At 71.6% G+C, this 18,235-nt stretch carries 19 protein-coding genes; 11 read left to right on the plus strand and 8 right to left on the minus strand.

Annotation, left to right across the window (positions count from 1 at the left end):
- The first annotated feature begins 18 nt into the window (after positions 1 to 18).
- From FXF51_RS29755 to FXF51_RS29780, 6 genes are read left to right on the plus strand one after another with little or no spacing between them, the layout of a single operon-like run.
- On the plus strand, positions 19 to 912 hold the full coding sequence (locus tag FXF51_RS29755) for a hypothetical protein (RefSeq protein WP_222871526.1): 894 nt from the start codon (positions 19 to 21) through the stop codon (positions 910 to 912).
- Positions 909 to 1,709, plus strand: a complete 801-nt coding sequence (locus tag FXF51_RS29760; protein WP_148438001.1) for a deaminated glutathione amidase — start codon at positions 909 to 911, stop codon at positions 1,707 to 1,709. The genes FXF51_RS29755 and FXF51_RS29760 overlap by 4 nt, the downstream gene beginning before the upstream one ends.
- Positions 1,702 to 2,634 (plus strand): ABC transporter substrate-binding protein, encoded by a 933-nt coding sequence (locus tag FXF51_RS29765; RefSeq protein WP_148438002.1) that lies wholly within the window; start codon positions 1,702 to 1,704, stop codon positions 2,632 to 2,634. The genes FXF51_RS29760 and FXF51_RS29765 overlap by 8 nt, the downstream gene beginning before the upstream one ends.
- On the plus strand, positions 2,631 to 3,539 hold the full coding sequence (locus FXF51_RS29770) for an amino acid ABC transporter permease (protein ID WP_148438003.1): 909 nt from the start codon (positions 2,631 to 2,633) through the stop codon (positions 3,537 to 3,539). Before FXF51_RS29765 ends, FXF51_RS29770 begins: the two co-directional genes overlap by 4 nt.
- Complete coding sequence (locus FXF51_RS29775) at positions 3,536 to 4,300, plus strand: amino acid ABC transporter ATP-binding protein (protein WP_316247646.1); 765 nt, start codon at positions 3,536 to 3,538, stop codon at positions 4,298 to 4,300. Before FXF51_RS29770 ends, FXF51_RS29775 begins: the two co-directional genes overlap by 4 nt.
- 5 nt (positions 4,301 to 4,305) lie before the next feature.
- Positions 4,306 to 4,833: a GNAT family N-acetyltransferase gene (locus FXF51_RS29780; protein ID WP_262379919.1), complete on the plus strand. Its 528-nt coding sequence runs from the start codon at positions 4,306 to 4,308 to the stop codon at positions 4,831 to 4,833.
- A 42-nt stretch (positions 4,834 to 4,875) separates the two neighbouring features.
- Here FXF51_RS29780 and FXF51_RS29785 read toward each other — a convergent pair whose 3' ends face one another.
- Positions 4,876 to 5,706 (minus strand): LysR family transcriptional regulator, encoded by an 831-nt coding sequence (locus FXF51_RS29785; RefSeq protein ID WP_148438004.1) that lies wholly within the window; start codon positions 5,704 to 5,706, stop codon positions 4,876 to 4,878.
- Between the two features lie 84 nt (positions 5,707 to 5,790).
- On the opposite strand from FXF51_RS29785, the gene FXF51_RS29790 reads away from it, so the two are divergent.
- Positions 5,791 to 7,035: an MFS transporter gene (locus FXF51_RS29790; RefSeq protein ID WP_148438005.1), complete on the plus strand. Its 1,245-nt coding sequence runs from the start codon at positions 5,791 to 5,793 to the stop codon at positions 7,033 to 7,035.
- A gap of 47 nt (positions 7,036 to 7,082) precedes the next feature.
- Positions 7,083 to 7,838, plus strand: coding sequence for a B3/4 domain-containing protein (locus FXF51_RS29795; protein ID WP_262379920.1), 756 nt, complete (start codon positions 7,083 to 7,085; stop codon positions 7,836 to 7,838).
- An 18-nt stretch (positions 7,839 to 7,856) separates the two neighbouring features.
- Here the strand turns inward: FXF51_RS29795 and FXF51_RS29800 are convergent, their stop codons facing one another.
- The 4 genes from FXF51_RS29800 to FXF51_RS29815 form a co-directional block, all read right to left on the minus strand.
- On the minus strand, positions 7,857 to 8,813 hold the full coding sequence (locus FXF51_RS29800) for a teichoic acid biosynthesis protein C (RefSeq protein WP_148438006.1): 957 nt from the start codon (positions 8,811 to 8,813) through the stop codon (positions 7,857 to 7,859).
- A 43-nt stretch (positions 8,814 to 8,856) separates the two neighbouring features.
- Entirely contained in the window at positions 8,857 to 9,216 is a 360-nt protein-coding gene (locus FXF51_RS29805) for an ATP-binding protein (RefSeq protein ID WP_148438007.1), read from the minus strand.
- A 331-nt stretch (positions 9,217 to 9,547) separates the two neighbouring features.
- Entirely contained in the window at positions 9,548 to 10,972 is a 1,425-nt protein-coding gene (gene glnA / locus FXF51_RS29810) for a type I glutamate--ammonia ligase (protein ID WP_148438008.1), read from the minus strand.
- Positions 10,973 to 11,087: 115 nt separating this feature from the next.
- On the minus strand, positions 11,088 to 12,194 hold the full coding sequence (locus FXF51_RS29815) for a hypothetical protein (protein WP_148438009.1): 1,107 nt from the start codon (positions 12,192 to 12,194) through the stop codon (positions 11,088 to 11,090).
- A gap of 76 nt (positions 12,195 to 12,270) precedes the next feature.
- Between FXF51_RS29815 and FXF51_RS29820 the strand changes: the two genes are divergently transcribed.
- Genes FXF51_RS29820 through FXF51_RS29830 form a run of 3 tightly spaced genes read left to right on the plus strand, consistent with a single transcriptional unit; the run spans position 12,271 to position 14,331 of the window.
- On the plus strand, positions 12,271 to 12,732 hold the full coding sequence (locus FXF51_RS29820; RefSeq protein ID WP_148438010.1) for an RDD family protein: 462 nt from the start codon (positions 12,271 to 12,273) through the stop codon (positions 12,730 to 12,732).
- A 49-nt stretch (positions 12,733 to 12,781) separates the two neighbouring features.
- On the plus strand, positions 12,782 to 13,396 hold the full coding sequence (locus tag FXF51_RS29825) for a TetR/AcrR family transcriptional regulator (RefSeq protein WP_262379921.1): 615 nt from the start codon (positions 12,782 to 12,784) through the stop codon (positions 13,394 to 13,396).
- A complete protein-coding gene (locus tag FXF51_RS29830) occupies positions 13,393 to 14,331 on the plus strand; it encodes a hypothetical protein (RefSeq protein WP_222871529.1) in 939 nt (312 codons plus the stop codon). Before FXF51_RS29825 ends, FXF51_RS29830 begins: the two co-directional genes overlap by 4 nt.
- Before the next feature lie 11 nt (positions 14,332 to 14,342).
- Here FXF51_RS29830 and FXF51_RS29835 read toward each other — a convergent pair whose 3' ends face one another.
- The 3 genes from FXF51_RS29835 to FXF51_RS29845 form a co-directional block, all read right to left on the minus strand.
- The gene (locus FXF51_RS29835; RefSeq protein WP_148438012.1) at positions 14,343 to 15,107 is read right to left on the minus strand and encodes a class I SAM-dependent methyltransferase; all 765 of its coding nucleotides are present in this window, start codon (positions 15,105 to 15,107) and stop codon (positions 14,343 to 14,345) included.
- Positions 15,107 to 15,787: a DUF4191 domain-containing protein gene (locus FXF51_RS29840; protein ID WP_148438013.1), complete on the minus strand. Its 681-nt coding sequence runs from the start codon at positions 15,785 to 15,787 to the stop codon at positions 15,107 to 15,109. Before FXF51_RS29840 ends, FXF51_RS29835 begins: the two co-directional genes overlap by 1 nt.
- Positions 15,788 to 15,854: 67 nt before the next feature.
- Positions 15,855 to 18,209, minus strand: coding sequence for a beta-glucosidase family protein (locus FXF51_RS29845; RefSeq protein WP_316247647.1), 2,355 nt, complete (start codon positions 18,207 to 18,209; stop codon positions 15,855 to 15,857).
- Positions 18,210 to 18,235: the final 26 nt, after the last annotated feature.

Genomic DNA, 18,235 nt, shown 5'->3' on the forward strand with positions numbered 1-18,235 from the left:
CGGGATTGGGACCATCTCGTGCCGGTAGTGACCGGGGCCGTCCGGCCCGAGGGGTTCGAGCTGGACCTCGAGTCCCGTGCCGTCACGCCCGACGTGCTCAGCGAACCCGGCATCGACGGAGGCGAGACCTCCTTCAGCCGGTACGTGCTCGGCCGCGCCGCCGGCGACGACCGGCTGGTGGGCCTGCCCGTCTTCGTGATGCGCGGCTTCCGGCACCGCTGCGTGCTCGTCCGCCGCGACAGCGGCCTGACCACGCTGGACGAGCTGAAGGGCGCCCGCATCGGGCTCACCGGCTGGCCCGACTCCGGCAACACCTGGACCCGCGCCCTGCTGCGGGCCGAGGGCGTCGACCTCACCGGCATCGACTGGACGGTCGGCCCGCTGGTGGCCGGGGAGACCGGCAAGGACCGGGTCGGGCCCGTGCCGTTCCCCGACAACGTCTCGCTCACCGGGGACGGCCTGGCAGAAGGCCTCGCCGATGGCCGCTACGACGCGATCATGACGCCGTTCATGCCGGAGGAGTTCTTCACCCCCGGCAGCCGCTTCCGCCACCTGCTGCCCGACCACCGCGCCGCCGAGCGGGCCTACTACAAACGGACCGGCTTCGTGCCCGGCATCCACATCGTCACGCTCAAGCGCGAGACCGTCGAGCGCGACCCGGGACTGCCCGCGGCCGTGCTGGAGCTGTTCCTGCGCTCCAAGCGGCACTGGCTGGCCCGGCGGCGGCTGCTCACCGACACCACGCCGTGGCTGCTCGCCGACCTGACCGACACGGCCCGCACCTTCGGCCAGGACTGGATGCCGTACGGCGCCGCCATCAACGCCCCCATGGTCGCCGCCTTCTGCGAGGAGCTGCACGCCCAGGGGATCTCGAACCGCCGCATCGACGCCGAGGAGGTCTTCACCGCATGAGGATCGCCGTTGGACAGTTCGCCTCCGCGGAGGACTGGAACGCCAACCTCAAGACCTGCCAGGAGCTCATCGACCGGGCCGCGGAAGGGCAGGCGGACCTGCTGGTCCTGCCCGAAGGGGCGCTCGCGCTCTTCGTGGACGAGCCCGTCCGCATCCGTGAGGCCGCGCAGCCGCTCGACGGGCCGTTCGTCAGCGGGCTCGTCGAACGCACCCGCGGCAGCGCCACCACCGTCGTCGCCGGCGTGCACGTGCCCGCCCCCGACGGCCGGGTGTCGAACGTGCTGGTCGCCGCCAGGGACGGCGAGATCGTCGCCACCTACGTGAAGCTGCACCTGTACGACGCGTTCGGCCGCCGCGAGTCCGACAACGTCGTCCCCGGCGTGAACGCGCCCGTCGTCTTCGACTGCGCCGGCTGGAAGGTCGGCCTGATGACCTGCTACGACGTGCGCTTCCCCGAGATGGCCCGGCTGTTGGCCGACCAGGGCGCCCAGGTGCTCGCGCTGCCCGCCGCCTGGGTGCGCGGCCCGGCCAAGGAGTGGCACTGGGAGGTCATGGTCACCGCCCGCGCGCTGGAGAACACCTGCTACGTGGCCGCCTCAGGCGAGTGCGGCCGGCGCAACATCGGGGCCAGCATGGTCGTCGACCCGCTCGGCATCACCAGGGCCCGGCTCGGTGACGCGCCAGGCCTGCTGTGGGCCGACGCGTCCGCCGACGAGCTGGCCGCCGCCCGCCGCACGCTGCCCGTCCTCGAGAACCGGCGCTTCGCCGTGGACCCGCGATTGGAGCAGCATGCCTGAGCACGCCGGCAAGCGCGCCACCGCCCTGCTCTGCGCCGCCGCCCTGCTGCTCGCCGGTTGCGGCGCCAACCCGCCGGAGGCCGAGGGCGTCCTGGAGCCCACAGGGCAGGCCTCCGCCGCCGCCCAGACCAAGGACCAGGCCCTGTACGACCGCCTGCCCGACAAGGTCAAGCAAGCGGGCAAGCTGATCTCGGTCAACAACGGCTCGTTCCCCCCGTACGAGATCGCCGGCCCCGACGGCAGATCCCTGACCGGCGCCGCCGCCGACATGTCCGACGCGCTCGGCCAGGTGCTCGGCGTCAAGATCGAGCACGTCACGGTGGACGGCCTGCCCAGCTCGCTGACCGGCATCGCCTCCGGCCGCTACGACTTCGCCATCGGCCCCGTGGGCGACTTCCCCGACCGGCAGAAGAACAACGACTTCGTGGACTGGGTCAAGGAGTACGTGGTGTTCGCGGTGCCGAAGGGCAACCCGGACCGGATCGGCTCGGTGGCCGACACGTGCGGGCTGAAGATCTCGGTCATGGCGGGCGGCTCCGCCGAGGCGGTGATCAAGGGTCAGTCCGCGGCCTGCGCCAAGGAGGGCAAGCAGAAGATCACCGTGCAGTCGTACAAGGACCAGCCCACCTCCGTGCTGGCGGTCAGCTCGGGCCGCGCGGACGCGTTCTTCTCCTCCCAGGCGCCGCTCACCTACTTCGTCGACCAGGCCGGCGGCAAGCTGGAGCTGGCCGGCAAGGGGCAGCCCAACGGGTTCGACGACCTCTACCAGGGGGCCGTCGTGGCCAAGGACTCGCCGCTGCGCGACGTGCTCAAGGACGGCATCCAGAAGCTCATGGACAACGGCACGTACGAACAGATCATGACCAAGTGGAAGACCTCCGACAACAAGCTGGACCAGGCCGGCGTCAACCTGGCGAAATCATGAGCGAACCCTCCGAGATCGACGTCGCCGGTGCCGCGCGCACCCGCCACCCCCTGCGCTGGGTCGCCTCGGCCGTGCTGCTCGTGCTGGCCGCCCAGCTCGTCAGCCTCCTCGTGACCAACCCCAACTTCCAGTGGGACGTGGTCGGCAGCTACGTCAACGCCCAGCTCATCGGCCAGGGCATCTTCACCACGCTGCTGCTCACCGTGATCGCCATGGCCGTCGGCGTGGCGCTGGGCGTGCTGCTGGCCATCGGCCGGCTGTCGGAGAACCCCGTGGCCAGAGGCGCCTGCGGGCTCTACGTGTGGTTCTTCCGCGGCACGCCCGTGCTGGTGCAGCTCGTGCTCTGGTACAACCTGTCGTACCTGCTGCCGGAGATCTCCTTCGGCGTCCCGTTCGGGCCCGAGTTCGTCACCGCCGACACCAACCAGCTCATCACGCCGCTGCTGGCCGCCATCCTGGGGCTCGGGCTGAACGAGGGCGCGTACATGGCGGAGATCATCCGTGGCGGCCTCATGTCCGTGGACCCTGGCCAGACCGAGGCCGCCTCCGCACTGGGCATGAGCAACGCCCGCACCTTCCGCCGCATCGTGCTGCCGCAGGCCATGCGCTTCATCATCCCGCCCACCGGCAGCCAGGTGATCAGCATGCTGAAGGCCACGTCGCTGGTGAGCGTCATCGCGCTGGCCGACCTGCTCTACACGGTGCAGTCCATCTACAACCGCACGTTCCAGACCATCCCGCTGCTGATCGTCGCGTGCGTCTGGTACCTGGTGATCACTTCGATCCTGTACGTCGGCCAGTCGTTCATCGAACGCCACTACGCGCGCGGCGCCACCAGGAACGCCCCGCAGAGCTTCTGGGCCTTCGCGGCCTTCCGCCGCCGCACGGAGGTGACCTCCTCATGACCGTCCCCATGGTGCGCGCCCGCGCCGTCCGCAAGCACTTCGGCCACCTGGAGGTGCTCAAGGGCATCGACCTCGACGTGCAGCCGCAGGAGGTCGTGGTCGTGCTCGGCCCGTCGGGCTCCGGCAAGTCCACGTTCCTGCGCTGCGTCAACCACCTGGAGACCATCGACGGCGGCTCCATCCACGTGGACGGCGAGCTGATCGGGTTCGAGGCGTCCGGCGGCAAGGTCCGGCACCTGCGCAAGAGCCGGATCACCCGCCAGCGCAGGGAGATCGGCATGGTCTTCCAGCAGTTCAACCTCTTCCCGCACATGACCGTGCTGCAGAACGTCGTCGAGGCGCCCGTCGGCGTCCGCGGCGAGCCGCGCGAGCAGGCCAGGGAACGCGCCCACGCCCTGCTGCGCCGCGTCGGCCTGGAGGACAAGGCGGGCAGCTACCCCCGGCAGCTCTCCGGCGGGCAGCAGCAGCGCGTCGCGATCGCCAGGGCGCTGGCCATGCGGCCCAAGCTCATGCTGTTCGACGAGCCGACCAGCGCGCTCGACCCCGAACTGGTCGGCGAGGTGCTGGCCACCATGAAGGGGCTGGCCGAGGACGGGCTCACCATGATCGTGGTGACCCACGAGATCGGGTTCGCGCGGGAGGTCGCCGACCGCGTCGTGTTCATGGACGGCGGCGTCGTCGTCGAGTCCGGCACGCCCGCCGACGTGCTGGACAACCCCAGCAGCCCGCGCACCAGGGCCTTCCTCAGCCGCGTACTCTAGGCCGGGTGGAGACCGAACGGCTCGTCATGCGCTGGTGGCGCGAGGAGGACCGGGAGCCCTTCGCGGCGATGAACGCCGACCCCGAGGTGATGGAGCACTTCCCGGCCCCGCTCACCCGGGCGGAGAGCGACGCGCTGGTCGACAGGATCGAGGAGCACTTCGACCGGCTGGGGTACTCGTGGTGGGCGCTGGAGGCGCGGGAGAGCGGGCGGTTCATCGGCTTCACCGGGCTCGCGCTGCAGACCTTCGAGGCGCCCTTCCTGCCCGCCGTGGAGATCGGGTGGCGGCTGGCACGCCCGGCCTGGGGGCAGGGGTACGCGATCGAGGCCGCCAGGCGGGCCGTCCGGTACGCCTTCGAGGAGGCGGACCTCGACGGCCTCGTCTCGATGACCGCCGTGCGGAACGTGCGCTCTCAGGCGGTGATGCGGCGGCTGGGCATGACCAGGGATCCGGCCGAGGACTTCGACCATCCACGGGTGCCGGAGGACAGCCCGCTGCGGCGCCACGTGCTCTACCGCCTCCAGCGCCCGTAGCCTCCGCGGCTCAGGACCTCCGCGGCTCAGGACCTCCGCGGTTCAGGCGGCGCTCAGGGCGTACAGGACGTCGCGCAGTGACGGCTCGCGCTCGCGCATCCAGACCAGCCGCAACGCGAGCGCGGGCGCCCGCGACTCCAGCTCCACCAGCACGCCCGTGTCCAGATCCGTCCCCAGCGCGAAGTCCGGCAGCAGCGCCGCCCCGAGCCCCTGCCTGGACCACTCGCGCGCGGTGGCGATGCTGGTCAGCTCCCTGCGCGGCGTCCCCGTGCCGAACACCTGATCGGCCGCCAGCCGGATCGAGCAGCCGGGCGGGCTGACGAGCAGCGGCTCCCGGTCGCCGTCCGGCGCCGCGACCAGCGACAGCCGTACCTCGTCCAGGTCCAGGTGGTCCATCCCGGCCGGGCGGTCGAACCCCAGCCCGCCGACCCGGTCGCCCAGGTCGAGCAGCAGCGCCGCGTCCAGCCGGCCGCCCGCCACCGCCTCCAGCAGCGCCTGCCTGGTGAGCGACTCGACGCCGACGTCCAGGTCGGGTCGGCGCTGCTCCAGGCGGCGGATCACGGCGGGCAGCCTGGCGGCGGCCAGCATCTCCAGCGCGCCGATCCGCACCCGGCGGCGCGCGCCCGTCACGGCTCGCCGGACCTCGTCGGCGTGGTCGAGCAGGCCCTGCGCCCGGGTCAGCAGCACGCCGCCGGGCTCGGTCAGGCGCATGCCGCGCGGCGTGCGTTCGAAGAGCGTGACGCCGAGCGCGGCTTCCAGCCTGCGCACCTGCTCCGACACCGAAGCGGGGGCCAGGCCCAGGTCGTTGGCGGCCGCCGTGACGGAGCCGCAGGCGGCCACCGCCACAAATCCCCTCAATTGCCGCAATTCCACGCGTGCCAGCATACGGCTTTCCCGAACGCTCCCCACGGCTGCGCCTGTTGAGCGGCCCGGCCGCGTTTCAGCAGGCTGAGGGGCATGTTCGGTTTCTCTCTCGGCTACTTCCTGGTGATCCTCGACACCACCGTCCTGACGATCGCGCTGCCCGACCTTCGGGCCTCGCTCGGCGGCACGGTGGCCGGCCAGCAGTGGGCGGTGAACGCGTACACCGTCGCCTTCGCCGCCAGCCTGCTCACCGGAGGAGCGGTCGCCGACCGGTACGGCGCGGCCCGCGTCTTCAAGCTCGGCGTGTCGGCCTTCGGCGTCATCTCGCTGCTCAGTGCCGCCGCCCCCGACCTCGGCGTGCTGATCGGCCTGCGCGCCCTGCTCGGCGTCGCGGGCGCGCTCTGCACGGGCGGCTCGCTCGGCCTGCTGGCCGAGCTGTTCCCCGAGCCCGCCGCCCGCGCCCGCGCCACCGGCGTGTGGGCCGCCATCACCGGCAGCGCGCTCGCGGCCGGCCCGCTGCTCGGCGGCGTCCTGGTCGACCTGTACGGCTGGCGCGCCGTCTTCCTGCTCAACCCGCCCATCGCGCTGATCAGCCTGCTGGCCATGCGCAAGGCCGTCTCGCCGCGCGGCAGCCGCGCCATCGACTGGTGGGTGCAGGTCCTGGCCTGCGCCTTCCTCGGCCTGGTCGCCGAGGCACTGATCGGCTCCGCACCCGTGGCGGGCCTGGCGGCCGTGGCCGCCCTCGCCCTCCTGGTGCTCGCCGAGCGGCGCAGCCACGCCCCCGCCCTGCCCGGCGGCCTGCTCGCCGCCACCTGGCCCGAGTTGCTCGCGGGCACCGTGGCGAACTTCGCCTTCTCCGGCGCGCTGTTCGTGCTGACGCTGCTCCTCCAGGACAACCGCCACCTGACCCCGATGGCGGCGGGGCTGGCGTTCCTCCCGCTCACGCTGCCCATGACGGTGAACCCGCTGCTCACCGGCCGCCTGGTGGCCCGCTACGGCCCCCGCCCGCCCATCCTCGGCGGCCTGGCCCTCATCGCGGCCGGCCTGGCCGGGACCGCGCTCACGGACGCGCTGACGCTGTGGCTCGTGGTGCTGGGCTTCGGCCTGTCGTTCGTGCTGCCCGCGCTGATGGCGGGGATGGTCAACAGCGCCCCGCCCGGCACGGCGGGCACCGCCGGGGGTGTGCTCAACGCGTTCCGGCAGACGGGGGCGACGCTCGGGGTGGCGGTCATGGGCGTCATCGGGCGTCCCCTGCTGGCGGCGGCCGTCCTGGCGGCACTCACCTGCGCGGGCTACGCCGCCGCCGCCCGCCGCTCCCGCTCGTCCGCGTCCACCTGAGCAGGTGCCCGCCCGTCGCCGCCGTCCGGCGGGGTGGCCGGAGTATCGTGAAGACCCTCAGTCCGGGCGGCCACGACGATGGGGTGCACGTGTTCTTCCAGCATTCGACCGACATCTGGCGCGACTTCCCCGAGCTCGTCCCAGCCGCCCTCTACACCGAGGGCATCACCGCCACCGTCACCCCGGACACCACCCTCGACGCCCGCATCGCCGCCCACGCCGAGCGCGCCGCCGCCAGGCTGGCGACGGCCTCCGAGGGCGAGCTGCCGGAGATCCAGGCGTGGCGCCGCACCTTCACCCGGATGGGCCTCAAGCCCACCCAGTACAGGTGCGCCTCGGAGGCCCTGCTGCGCCGCTTCAGGAAGGAGGGCTCGCTCCCGCGCCTGCACCCCCTGATCGACCTGTGCAACGCGGTCTCCATCGCCCACGCCGTCCCGATCGCCGTCTTCGACGTCTCCCGCATCACTTCGTACGTCGAGGTCGGGTACGCCGCCGGCGACGAGACGTACCTGACCTTCGGCGGCGACACGGAGCAGCCGCCCGCCGGCGAGGTGATCTTCGCTGACGCGGCGGGCAGGGCGCACGCCCGCCGCTGGACCAACCGCCAGAGCGGCCACTCGGCCGTCCGCGACACCACGTCGAACGTGCTGATCGTCGCCGAGGCCCTGCACGACACGGCGGCCAAGGACGTCGAGTCGCTGCTGGCCACGCTCACCGACGAGCTCAACACGCTGTGGCCGGTCACCCCGAAGTCGGCGATCCTGACCCCGGCCGCGCCCCGCTTCGAGTTCCCCGGCCGGTGAGCGGGCCCTGCCCCGTCGTCAGATGAGCTCGCTCTTGTAGAAGATGCTGGCCAGCCGCGGCCCCGGCTCCGAGGCCAGCCCGAGGCACAGCCGCGGCGCTCCGGAGACGATCTGGATGCCCATGCCCTCGGGCTCACGGTAGTTCAGCGACTTGCCCGCCACGCTCGTGGCCCGCTGCACCTGCTCGCCGGTCCGCAGGTCCAGGCAGGTGACGTACGTGTTGCCCGGCGGCGGGCTGATGTCGTAGGAGTTGCCGGTCAGCACGTAGACGAAGTCGCCGTACGCCGCGTAGCCCTGGAACGTCCCGAGGCCGCCGGGCTGGGCGATGTCGTACACCTGCTGCGGCGCCCCCGCCTTGACCGAGGCCAGCGTGAAGACCGCGAACCGGAACGAGCCGCCGGCCCAGTAACGCGTCACCAGCCGGTTGGTCGACGGGTCGATCGTGCACGTCGTGTTGGTGGCGCCCGCGACCGGCGCGTACTTCGTCAGGGCCGACGACGACGTGGTCAGCGTCTGCCCGCTGACGAACTTGAAGCGGCACAGCCTGGAGCCCCGGGAGCTGCCTTCCGAGTTCGGCACCCCGTCGGTCTCCGTCCACAGGTAGGCGGCCGAGCCGGACGGCTCCACGCCGATCTGCACGCCGTGGCCGAACCCCATGAGGTACATGTGGCCGAGCACGGCGCCCGCCAGGCTGAGCTTGGTCACGCACAGGTGGCCGGCGGCGTCCGAGCCCGAGCCGTTCTTGAGCTGGACCGTGTAGATGTGGCCGTGGGCGTTGTCGATGGCGAACGACTGCATGACGGTCTCGTCGTACAGGGCCTTGCGCCAGATCAGCGACGTGGACGGGGCGGTCAGCTCGAAGCGGCCCGCCGCGGCGGACGCGGCCCGCGCGGGCGCGAGCGCCGAGGTCGCGGCGGCCGCCGCGCCCAGCTTGAGCAGCCCTCTGCGGGTGACCGGGAACGGGGAGATCGTCATGCGCCATCCGTTCGGCTCGGGGTCGATACGTGATCAGCACACCCTAACGGCCGATGATCAGCTCTCGCAGTCGACCTCGGTCCCGGCCGTCCGCGGTATATCCCGCCAGCCTCTGGGCTTGCGCGCGAAGCCGTTCCGAACGAGCCATCAGGTCCAAGGACCGGCCGAAGGGCCCGTACGCCGGCACGCTCCCTCGCGTGCCGGACACGCGGAAGCGCAGGCGGGAGTGCCCACCGGGGTGATCGACCGTGACGTCGTGGCCGATCCGCTGGATGATCCCGAGCCCCATGCCGCGGGTGGGGCGCAGCTCCAGCTTGCGCTCAAGGTGCCGCGGCTTCAGGCGACCGCCCGAGTCGATGACCTCGACCTGTATGCCCGCGTCGTCTCTGACCAGGTGGACCATTCTCGTCAGCCCCGCCGTGTTCGAGCGCGTTCGACGCGGCCTCGTTGACGGCGATCAGCAGGTTCTGGAGCGGCTCTCCGCGCAAGCCGCAAGCCTGGCCGAACACGACGACCTGCTCCCGGAGGAGGGCGAGATTGCCGGTGATGCGCCAGCGCAGGCGAGGGACGGAAGTCAAACTTCTCACCCCCTGGGGGACAGGACTAAAAGGGCAACGGCGGACAGGTCACCACCCAGTATGCCGCGCTACTCGCCGATCCGGACTCGCGCGCGCGAACGGCCCGGCATCGTCACGCGATGCCGGGCCGTTCCGTTACGCCGAAGAGTTCGGCCGTCACACGTCGTAGTAGAGCTCGAACTCGTGCGGGTGAGGCCGCAGCCGGATCGGGTCCACCTCGTTCTCCCGCTTGTACGCGATCCACGTCTCGATCAGGTCGGGCGTGAACACGCCACCTTCGAGCAGGTAGTCGTGGTCGGCCTCGAGCGCGTTGAGCACGTCGGTGAGCGAGCCGGGCACCTGCGGGATGTTGCGGGCCTCCTCGGGCGGCAGCTCGTAGAGGTCCTTGTCGACCGGCTCCGGCGGCTCGATCTTGTTGCGGATGCCGTCGATGCCCGCCATCAGCATCGCGGAGAACGCGAAGTACGGGTTGCACGACGGGTCGGGCACACGGAACTCGATGCGCTTGGCCTTCGGGTTGGAGCCCGTGATCGGGATGCGCACACAGGCCGAGCGGTTGCGCTGCGAGTAGACCAGGTTGACGGGGGCCTCGTAGCCCGGCACCAGCCGGTGGTAGGAGTTGACCGTCGGGTTGGTGAAGGCCAGCAGCGACGGCGCGTGCTTGAGCAGGCCGCCGATGTAGTAGCGGGCGGTGTCGGACAGGCCCGCGTAGCCGACCTCGTCGTAGAAGAGCGGCGAGCCGTCCTTCCACAGCGACTGGTGGCAGTGCATGCCGGAGCCGTTGTCCCCGAAGATCGGCTTGGGCATGAACGTGACCGTGTGGCCGTACTCGAGAGCCGTGCTCTTGATCACGTACTTGTAGAGCATGAGGTTGTCGGCCGTCCTGAGCAGCGTGCCGAACTTGAAGTCGATCTCCGCCTGACCGGCCGTGCCGACCTCGTGGTGCTGCATCTCGACCTCGATGCCGGCCTCGATGAGGTTGCGCACCATCTCCGAGCGCAGGTCGGTGAAGTGGTCCATCGGCGGGACGGGGAAGTAGCCGCCCTTGTAGCGCGGCTTGTACCCCAGGTTGCCGCCCTCGGTCGCCTTGCCGGTGTTCCAGGCGCCTTCGATGGAGTCGATGTAGTAGTAGCCGGCGTTCTGCTTCGTCTCGAAGCGCACGTCGTCGAAGATGTAGAACTCGGCCTCCGGGCCGAAGTACACCGTGTCGGCGATGCCCGTGCCCTTGAGGAACTCCTCCGCCTTGCGGGCGACGTTGCGCGGGTCGCGGCTGTAGGCCTCGCCGGTCAGCGGGTCGTGCACGAAGAAGTTCAGATTCAGCGTCTTGTGCTGGCGGAACGGGTCCACCACGGCGCTGGAGGGGTCAGGCAGCAGAAGCATGTCGGACTCGTGGATCTGCTGGAAGCCGCGGATCGACGAGCCGTCGAACATGAGCCCATCGGTGAAGACGCTCGCGCCGAAGTTCTCTGCCGGGAAGGTGAAGTGGTGCGTCGTCCCCGGCAGGTCGGTGAACCTGACATCGACGAACTGCACCCCTTCGTCGCTGATGAACTTCAGGACGTCGTCGGCGGAGTTGAACACTCTCGAACCTCCCTGGGGACTGGCCATCATTGCGACGCTAGGGCGTGGCCGTTTCCGTATGGTGTCTCGATTGTTTCGCACGTGTTACGCAGGGTCAGGGTCCGGCAAAGGTGGTTCACGTGCCCGCGGAGGCGCCGCACTCGCTGCTTCCCGGGGCATTCAGGGCGTACGGGTCCGCGGGCACGCCTGTGGGCGCCACCGTGCCGGGGGCGGAATCGGCGTAGAAGGGATGGATGTAGCCGTCGTTCACGTCGCACCGCGCGGGCGTCGCGCTCCTGCGCCACCGGGTGATCCAGACGACCAGTTCTCCGGCCTCCCGGTACATGTGCAACGTCCCCCACCGCTGCGTGACGAGCCGCAACGCCGTGCCGGGCTGCCCCGGCCGCCGCACGGCGTACCCGATGAGGTGATTGGTCTCCAGCTCCGCGCCGGTGCGCCCTTTCTCCTTGAACGACGACAGCTTCGCCGTGCCGTGCACCTTGATCACCTCGCTGGTCAGCTCGGCGGTCTTCGGCGCGAAGCTCGTCACCCAGGTGCGAGAGCTGTCGCCGAGGTCCTTACTGAACCGGGCGCGCTCCTCGGGGTGCAGCAGCTTCATGAACGCCTCCGGCTCACCACCCATGATCGTCTTGTGGTTCAGGTGGGCGGCGGCCAGCAGGTCGCGCGCCCGCTCCAGCCCCTTGGCCACGTCCTTCTTCGACAGCCCGCCGATCGCCTTGGCCTCGGGCATGACGAAACCGTCGATGCCCTCGGCCCACTCCTCCGCCGGGGAGCCCGCGAACGGTCCCTCCTGCACCGGCTGCGTCTCCTCCGGAACCGGGCCCGCTTCCGCTTGCGACGGCAGGGGAGCCGCCACCGGCATCGTCTCCTCCGGCACCGCGCCCGAGGGCACCAGCAGGTCGGGGCGGAGTGCGACCACCGCGCTCGCCGCCGTGAGCACCGCCGTCAGCCCCGCCAGCACCAGCCAGGCCCGCCCTGCCCTGCGCCGGGGCCGGGGCCGGGGTGCGGCCGGGGTGGCGTCCCACACGGTGCTGTCCCATCCGGGGCGCTCCCAGGCGGCGCTCCGCTCGTCCCGGCGTAAGCGCCCGGCGTCCCCGCCCCTGGCCCGCCGTGACTCCCTGGCCGCCTTCTTGGCGGCGTCGCGCATCTTGCGCCGCTGCTCGGCGTCTATCTGCGCGACCAGCTCGTTGAACCGCTGGTCTAGATCATCCCCGTGTGGCATGGCGTACATGATGGCCGGTCCGCGACGCGGTTGGGTCACGATCCGGACCGGCCCCGCGGGCGGCTACCTTGGAGGTATGAGCAGCAACGAGCCTCGGTGGACGCAGACCTGGCTGGGCGGGGTCAGGGCCGCCGGCGTCGATCTCGGATATCCCGGTCAGCGCCTCGGGCTGCCCGAGGAGGGCGGCGGGTCGATCGCGGGCTGGGGCCGCCGGATCGGCGCGCTGGTCATCGACTGGATGATCTGCACCTGGGTGGTCGTGCAACTGCTGCTCAGGATGAACCCCGCCGAGGCGCCGTGGGCGCCGGTGCTGGTCTTCGCGCTGCAGTACCTGGTGCTGGTCGGGTGGATGGGCCAGACGTTCGGGCACCGGCTGATGGGCGTCAGGGTCGCCGCGATGGACTCGGGCGATCCGCGGCTGCTGCCCGTCCTGGTGCGTACGGTGCTGCTGGCGCTGGTCGTGCCGGCCCTGATCTGGGACCGCGACCACCGCGGGATCCACGACCGGGCGTCCAACACGATGGTCGTGCGCATGTAAAAACCGTACCGGGTTCAGATTTGTACCCGGTACGGTTTATGCTGTCCTCATGATGGCGGGGCTCAGGGAGCGCAAGAAGGAGGAGACCCGGCGGCGGATCTCCGAGGTGGCGCTGCGGCTGTTCGACGAGCGCGGCTACGACGCCGTGACGGTCAACGAGGTCGCCGAGGCGGCCGGGGTCGCCAAGGTCACCCTGTTCAACTACTTCCCGTCCAAGGACTGCCTGGTCCTCGACGCGGTCAAGGACGACACGGCCGCGATCGTGGCGGGGCGCGCCGAGGGGCAGCCGCCGCTCGCCGCCCTGCGCGCCCACTACCGCGGCATGGCCCGGCCGGGCGCCGGTGAGGTGGACGTCGAGGCGCTGTTCACCAGGATCCGGGTGATCTCGTCGAGCCCCGCCCTGCTGGCGGGGGTGCACCAGACCAACATGGCGCAGCGCCACGAGCTGGCCGCCGCACTCACCGAGGCGGGGGCGGGCCGCGCCGCGGCGCTGCTGGCCGGGCAGATCACGGCCGCCATCACGACGTTGCAGGAGTCGTTCTTCCACCGGCTGTCCACGGGCGTGCCGCTGGAGGAGGCGGGGCGGCTCCTGGGGGAGGAGGTCGAGCTGGCGTTCGACCTCCTGGAACACGGCTTCTCATCCATCGAAGGAGACGAATCGTGAAGAAGGGCATCAACTACGACACGGGGTTCCTGCCGGGGCCCGGCGGCTCGCGCCCGGTGTTCGACGCCGACGTGGTCGCCCGCGAGATGCGGGTCATCGCCGACGAGCTGCACTGCCAGGTCGTGCGCGTCTCGGGCCGCGACCCCGACCGGCTGGGCGTGGCCGCCGAGCAGGCCGCCGCGGCGGGCCTGGAGGTCTGGTTCGCGCCGTTCCCCGTGGACCTCGCGGACGCCGGGATCCTGGAGCTGTACGCCCGCTGCGCCGCACGCGCCGAGTCGCTGCGCCGTGGCGGCGCCGAGGTCGTCTTCGTCGCCGGCTGCGAGACCAGCGCCTTCTGCCCCGGCTACATCCCCGGCGACACCTACGAGGATCGCCTGACGTGGATGTCCACGGCCGGCATCGACGAGTGGACCGCGCTGGGCGCCACCATGGAGCGTTTCAACGCCTTCCTCGCCGAGGCCGCCGCCACCGTCAGGGCCCGCTTCGGCGGCCGGGTCACCTACGCCGCCGGGCCGTGGGAGTTCATCGACTGGAGCCCGTTCGACCTGGTCGGCGCCGACGCGTACCGGGCCGCGTACAACAAGGACGCCTTCACCGACGAGCTGCGCGCGCATTTCAAGCACGGCAAGCCGGTCGCGGTCACCGAGTTCGGCACCTGCGCCTACCAGGGCGCCGGAGACCTGGGCGGCATGGCCTGGACGGTGCCCGAGGGCGCGGTGCGCGACGAGGGGGAGCAGGTCCGCTACTTCACCGAGCTGCTCGACCTGTTCGAGCGGGAGGGCGTCGAGACCGCGCTCTGGTTCACCTTCGCCGGGTACACGCGCATCGGGGAGGCCGACCTCGGCTCGTACGGAGTGGTCAAGATGCTGGACGAGACGCGCTGGGAGCCTAAGGAGATCTTCCACGCGCTGGCCGCCAGGTATTCGCGCGGCTGAAGACCCGGCGGCTAGGTGTTCGCGCAGCTGAAGATGGCCGTGCCGGGCAGGTGACGGCCGCGCAGGGGGCTCCAGCCGCCCCACACCCGCTCGTGCCCCTCCGGCCACTCCGGCTCCAGCAGCCCGGTGATCGTCAGGCCGGAGGCCGCCAGCAGGTTCACCCAGTCGGCCATCGTGCGATGGTGCTCGACGTAGGTGAGCTCGCCGCGCTCGTCCCGCTCCTCGTACGGGGCGCGGTCGAAGTACGACCGGTCGGACGTCAGCCCCCCGGGCCCCGGATCGTCGGGAAAGGCCCACCGGACGGGATGGCTCACCGAGAACACGAACCGCCCGCCAGGCCGCAGCACCCTGCGCACCTCACGGAAGACCGCCCCGGGATCGGCCACGAACGGCAGCGCCCCGTACGCGGAGCAGGCCACGTCGAAACAGTCGCCGGCGAACGGCAGCACCTCCGCGTCGGCCTGCACCACCGGGACACGCACGCCGCTGTCGAGGTCGATGCGCTGGGAGTGGCGGAGCTGGCGGTGCGAGATGTCGAACGCCGCCACCCGCGCACCCTGCCGCACCAGCCAGCGCGCGCACTGGGCGGCGCCGCAGCCGAGCTCCAGCACCTGCCGCCCGCGCACCTCGCCGAGCAGCCGCGCGCCGGCCTCGTCGAGGCCCTCAGGGCCCCACACGAAGCCGTCGTCGCGCAGGAACGAGCCGTGCTCGACCTGATAGTCGTCGGCGTTGCCGTCCCACCAGCCGCGGTTGGCCCGCGACGAAGGAGACAGCACTAGCGCATCTTGGGGCCGCGCGGCATGCGGGCGCCCTTGGGCATCGGGCCCTTGGGCATCGGCATGTTGCGCGGCAGCGAGCGCAGCCGGTCCTTCACCTCGTTGACCGACGGCTTCTTCAGGTTGCGCGGCAGCTTCATCAGGTGCCGCTGCAGCTTGCCGAGCGGCACCTGCCCCTCGCCGTCACCACACTGGACGTCGTAGATCTCGACGCCCAGCACCACCCGCGAGATGCGCTGCTTCTCGGCCTTGAGCATCTTCGCCACCCGGTTGCCCGGCCCCTCGGACACCAGCACGACGCCCGGGTAGCCGACGACCAGGTGCACGATGTCCTGGTCGCGGTTGACCGCGATGGCCGGGGTGACCTGCCAGTTGCCGCGCATTCCCTGCAGCACGGCCGCCGCGGCTCCGGTCTGGCCGTGCAGGATCGAGTACTGGGCCCTCTGGGCGAGCTGGCCGAACACCACCAGGCCGACGGTGAGCGCGGCCAGGATGCCGATGAACACCGAATACCACAGGTAGCCCGTGACCAGACCGATCACGACGACCACAGCCAGCGTGCCCACCGCCGAGAGGAAGACGATCGGCATCCCCTTGGGATTGGCCTGCTTGATGATCTGCGCGATCATGCGGAGCTGCTTGATACGCCCCGGCTTCTCTGCGTCCTCGGACTTTGCCATGCTCAGAAGGATACAAACCAACTGGTGCAGGAGGGAAAACGCGCCCCCGCCCGTTCCCGGGCTGTGACTAGATCTTCACCGTGGCCGACAGCCTCAGATCGGCCGAACCGCGGCCCACCTCCACCGTGTGCTCGCCCTCGACCGTGCGCCAGCCGTCCTCCCACACCTGGAACGCCCGCTCCGGCAGGAACAACGTCGTGATCACGGTCTGCCCGGGGTCCGCCTCCACCACGTCGAACGCGGCCAGCCTCCTGCGCGGCCCGGTGTAGACCTGCACGACCTCCCGCCCGGACCGCGTGCCCGTGTTGGTGACGGCGACGGTCACGGTCGTGCCCTCCGCCGCGATCGAGTCGTACGACCACGTCGTGTATCCCAGCCCGTGCCCGAACCAGAACGCGGGCGGCCGCTCGGCCCGCCGCCACGCCGGATACCCGGTGAACACGCCCTCGTCGTAGAACACCTTGCCGTCCACCGGCGTCACCGCCGTCACCGGCGCGTCCGCCAGCCGTTCCGGCCACGTCGTCGGCAGCCGCCCGCCGGGCTCGGCGTCCCCGAACAGCACGTCGGCCAGCGCCGCCCCGGCCTCCTGCCCGGGGAACCAGGTCAGCAGCACCGCCGCCACGTCCGGCAGCCACGGCATCTCCACCGGAGAGCCCGCGTTGACCACGACCACCGTGCGCGGGTTCGCGGCGGCGACCGCGCTGATCAGCTCGTCCTGGCGGCCGGGCAGCCGCAGGTCCGCCCGGTCGAAGCCCTCGCTCTCCACCTCCGGCGTCGTCGCGGCCACCACCACCGCCACGTCGCACGCGCGCGCCGTCCGCACCGCCTCCGCCAGGCACTCCTCCTCGCCAGGCGTCGGCTCCGCGTGGCCGAGCGTGAACGACACGATCGCCATGCCGCCGAACCTGCCCGGAGGGTGGGTCAGCGTCAGCTCGTACGTCTCGCCCGCCGTCATCGGCACGGCGATCCGCTTCTCCGGCGGCGACAGGAACGCCGCGGCCGGGTCGCCGACCTCCAGGCCGAGGCTCTCGTCCAGCACGGGCTCGCCGTTCACGGCCAGCGTGAACGCGCCCACCCCGGCCACCGACAGCTCGTGCTCGCCGCTCGCCCGCGCCGTGTACGCGGCCCGCAGCCGGACCGTCCTGAGCCGCCGCGCGTCCACGCCGGGCGGCAACTGGCCCAGCCAGCGCGCCTCGCCGTCGGCCAGCGGCTGCTCGCTCAGCGTCTGGCCCGCCTCGTCCATGAACTGCGCCGTCACGGGGCCGGGCAGGGGGGACAGGCGGACGCGGGGGTCGGTGCCGAGGGCGTAGCGGACGGTGGTGCGCCCGGACAGGCCCTGAAGCGGGGAGACGATCCGGTCGGGGAACACCTGGGCGCTGCCGCCGCCCATCACGCGCGCGTCGCGGGCCGCCGCGCCGATGACGGCCAGGGTGGGGGCGCCCTGGAGGGGGAGGACGCCGTCGTTGGTGAGCAGGGTGAAGGCACGGGTGGCGATCTCCCGCACCAGCGCCACCCCGTCCACAGTCTCCGGGCCGGGGGCGACGGCCGTGCCGGAGGGGCGGAGGGCGCCCACGCGTTCGGCCAGCCGCAGGATGCGGCGCACGCGATCGTCCACGACCGACTCGGGCACCCGCCCCTCGCGCACGGCCTCCTCCAGCCGCCCGCCCCAGGGTCCGTGCGGCCCGGGCATGGCCACGTCGGTCCCCCCGAGCGCCGCCGCCTCGGTGGAGCGCACCGCCGTCCAGTCCGACACCACGAACCCGTCGAACCCCCACTCACCCTTGAGCACCCCGTGGACCAGCTCGGCGTGCTCGGTCATGGTGGTCCCGTTGACCGCGTTGTAGGCCGTCATGATCCCCCACGCCCCGGCCTCCACCACCCGCTCGAACGGCCTCAGGTAGAGCTCCCGCAGCGCCTGCTCGCCGGCCACCACGTCCACGGTGAACCGGTCGGTCTCGAAGTCGTTGGCCACGAAGTGCTTGGGCGTGGTCGCGACCCCGCCCTCCTGCACCCCCTCGACGTAGGCCGCGCCGATCTCGCCCGTCAGGTACGCGTCCTCGGAGAAGCACTCGAAGTGCCGGCCGCCGAGCGGCGAGCGGTGCAGGTTGAGCGTGGGGGCGAGCAGCACGTGCACGCCCTTGCGCCGCGCCTCCTGGGCCAGCAGCCCGCCGGCCCGCCGGACGAGGTCCACGTCCCAGGTGGCGGCGAGCGCCGTCGGGCTGGGCAGGGCGATCGAGGGGTCGGCGGCGCTCCACTGCTCACCGCGTACGCCGATGGGCCCGTCGCTCATCACGAGGCGATCGAGCCCGATCTCGGGCAGCGGGGGCAGCGACCACATGTCGGCCCCGGTCAGCAGGCGGATCTTGGCGGGCAGGTCGAGGCGCGAGATCAGTTCGTCGAGGTCCACGAGCACAGTGTTCACCAGAAAACCGAGTACCCGATAGGTTT

This window comes from Nonomuraea sp. PA05 (assembly GCF_008086045.1).
Taxonomy (GTDB): domain Bacteria; phylum Actinomycetota; class Actinomycetes; order Streptosporangiales; family Streptosporangiaceae; genus Nonomuraea; species Nonomuraea monospora.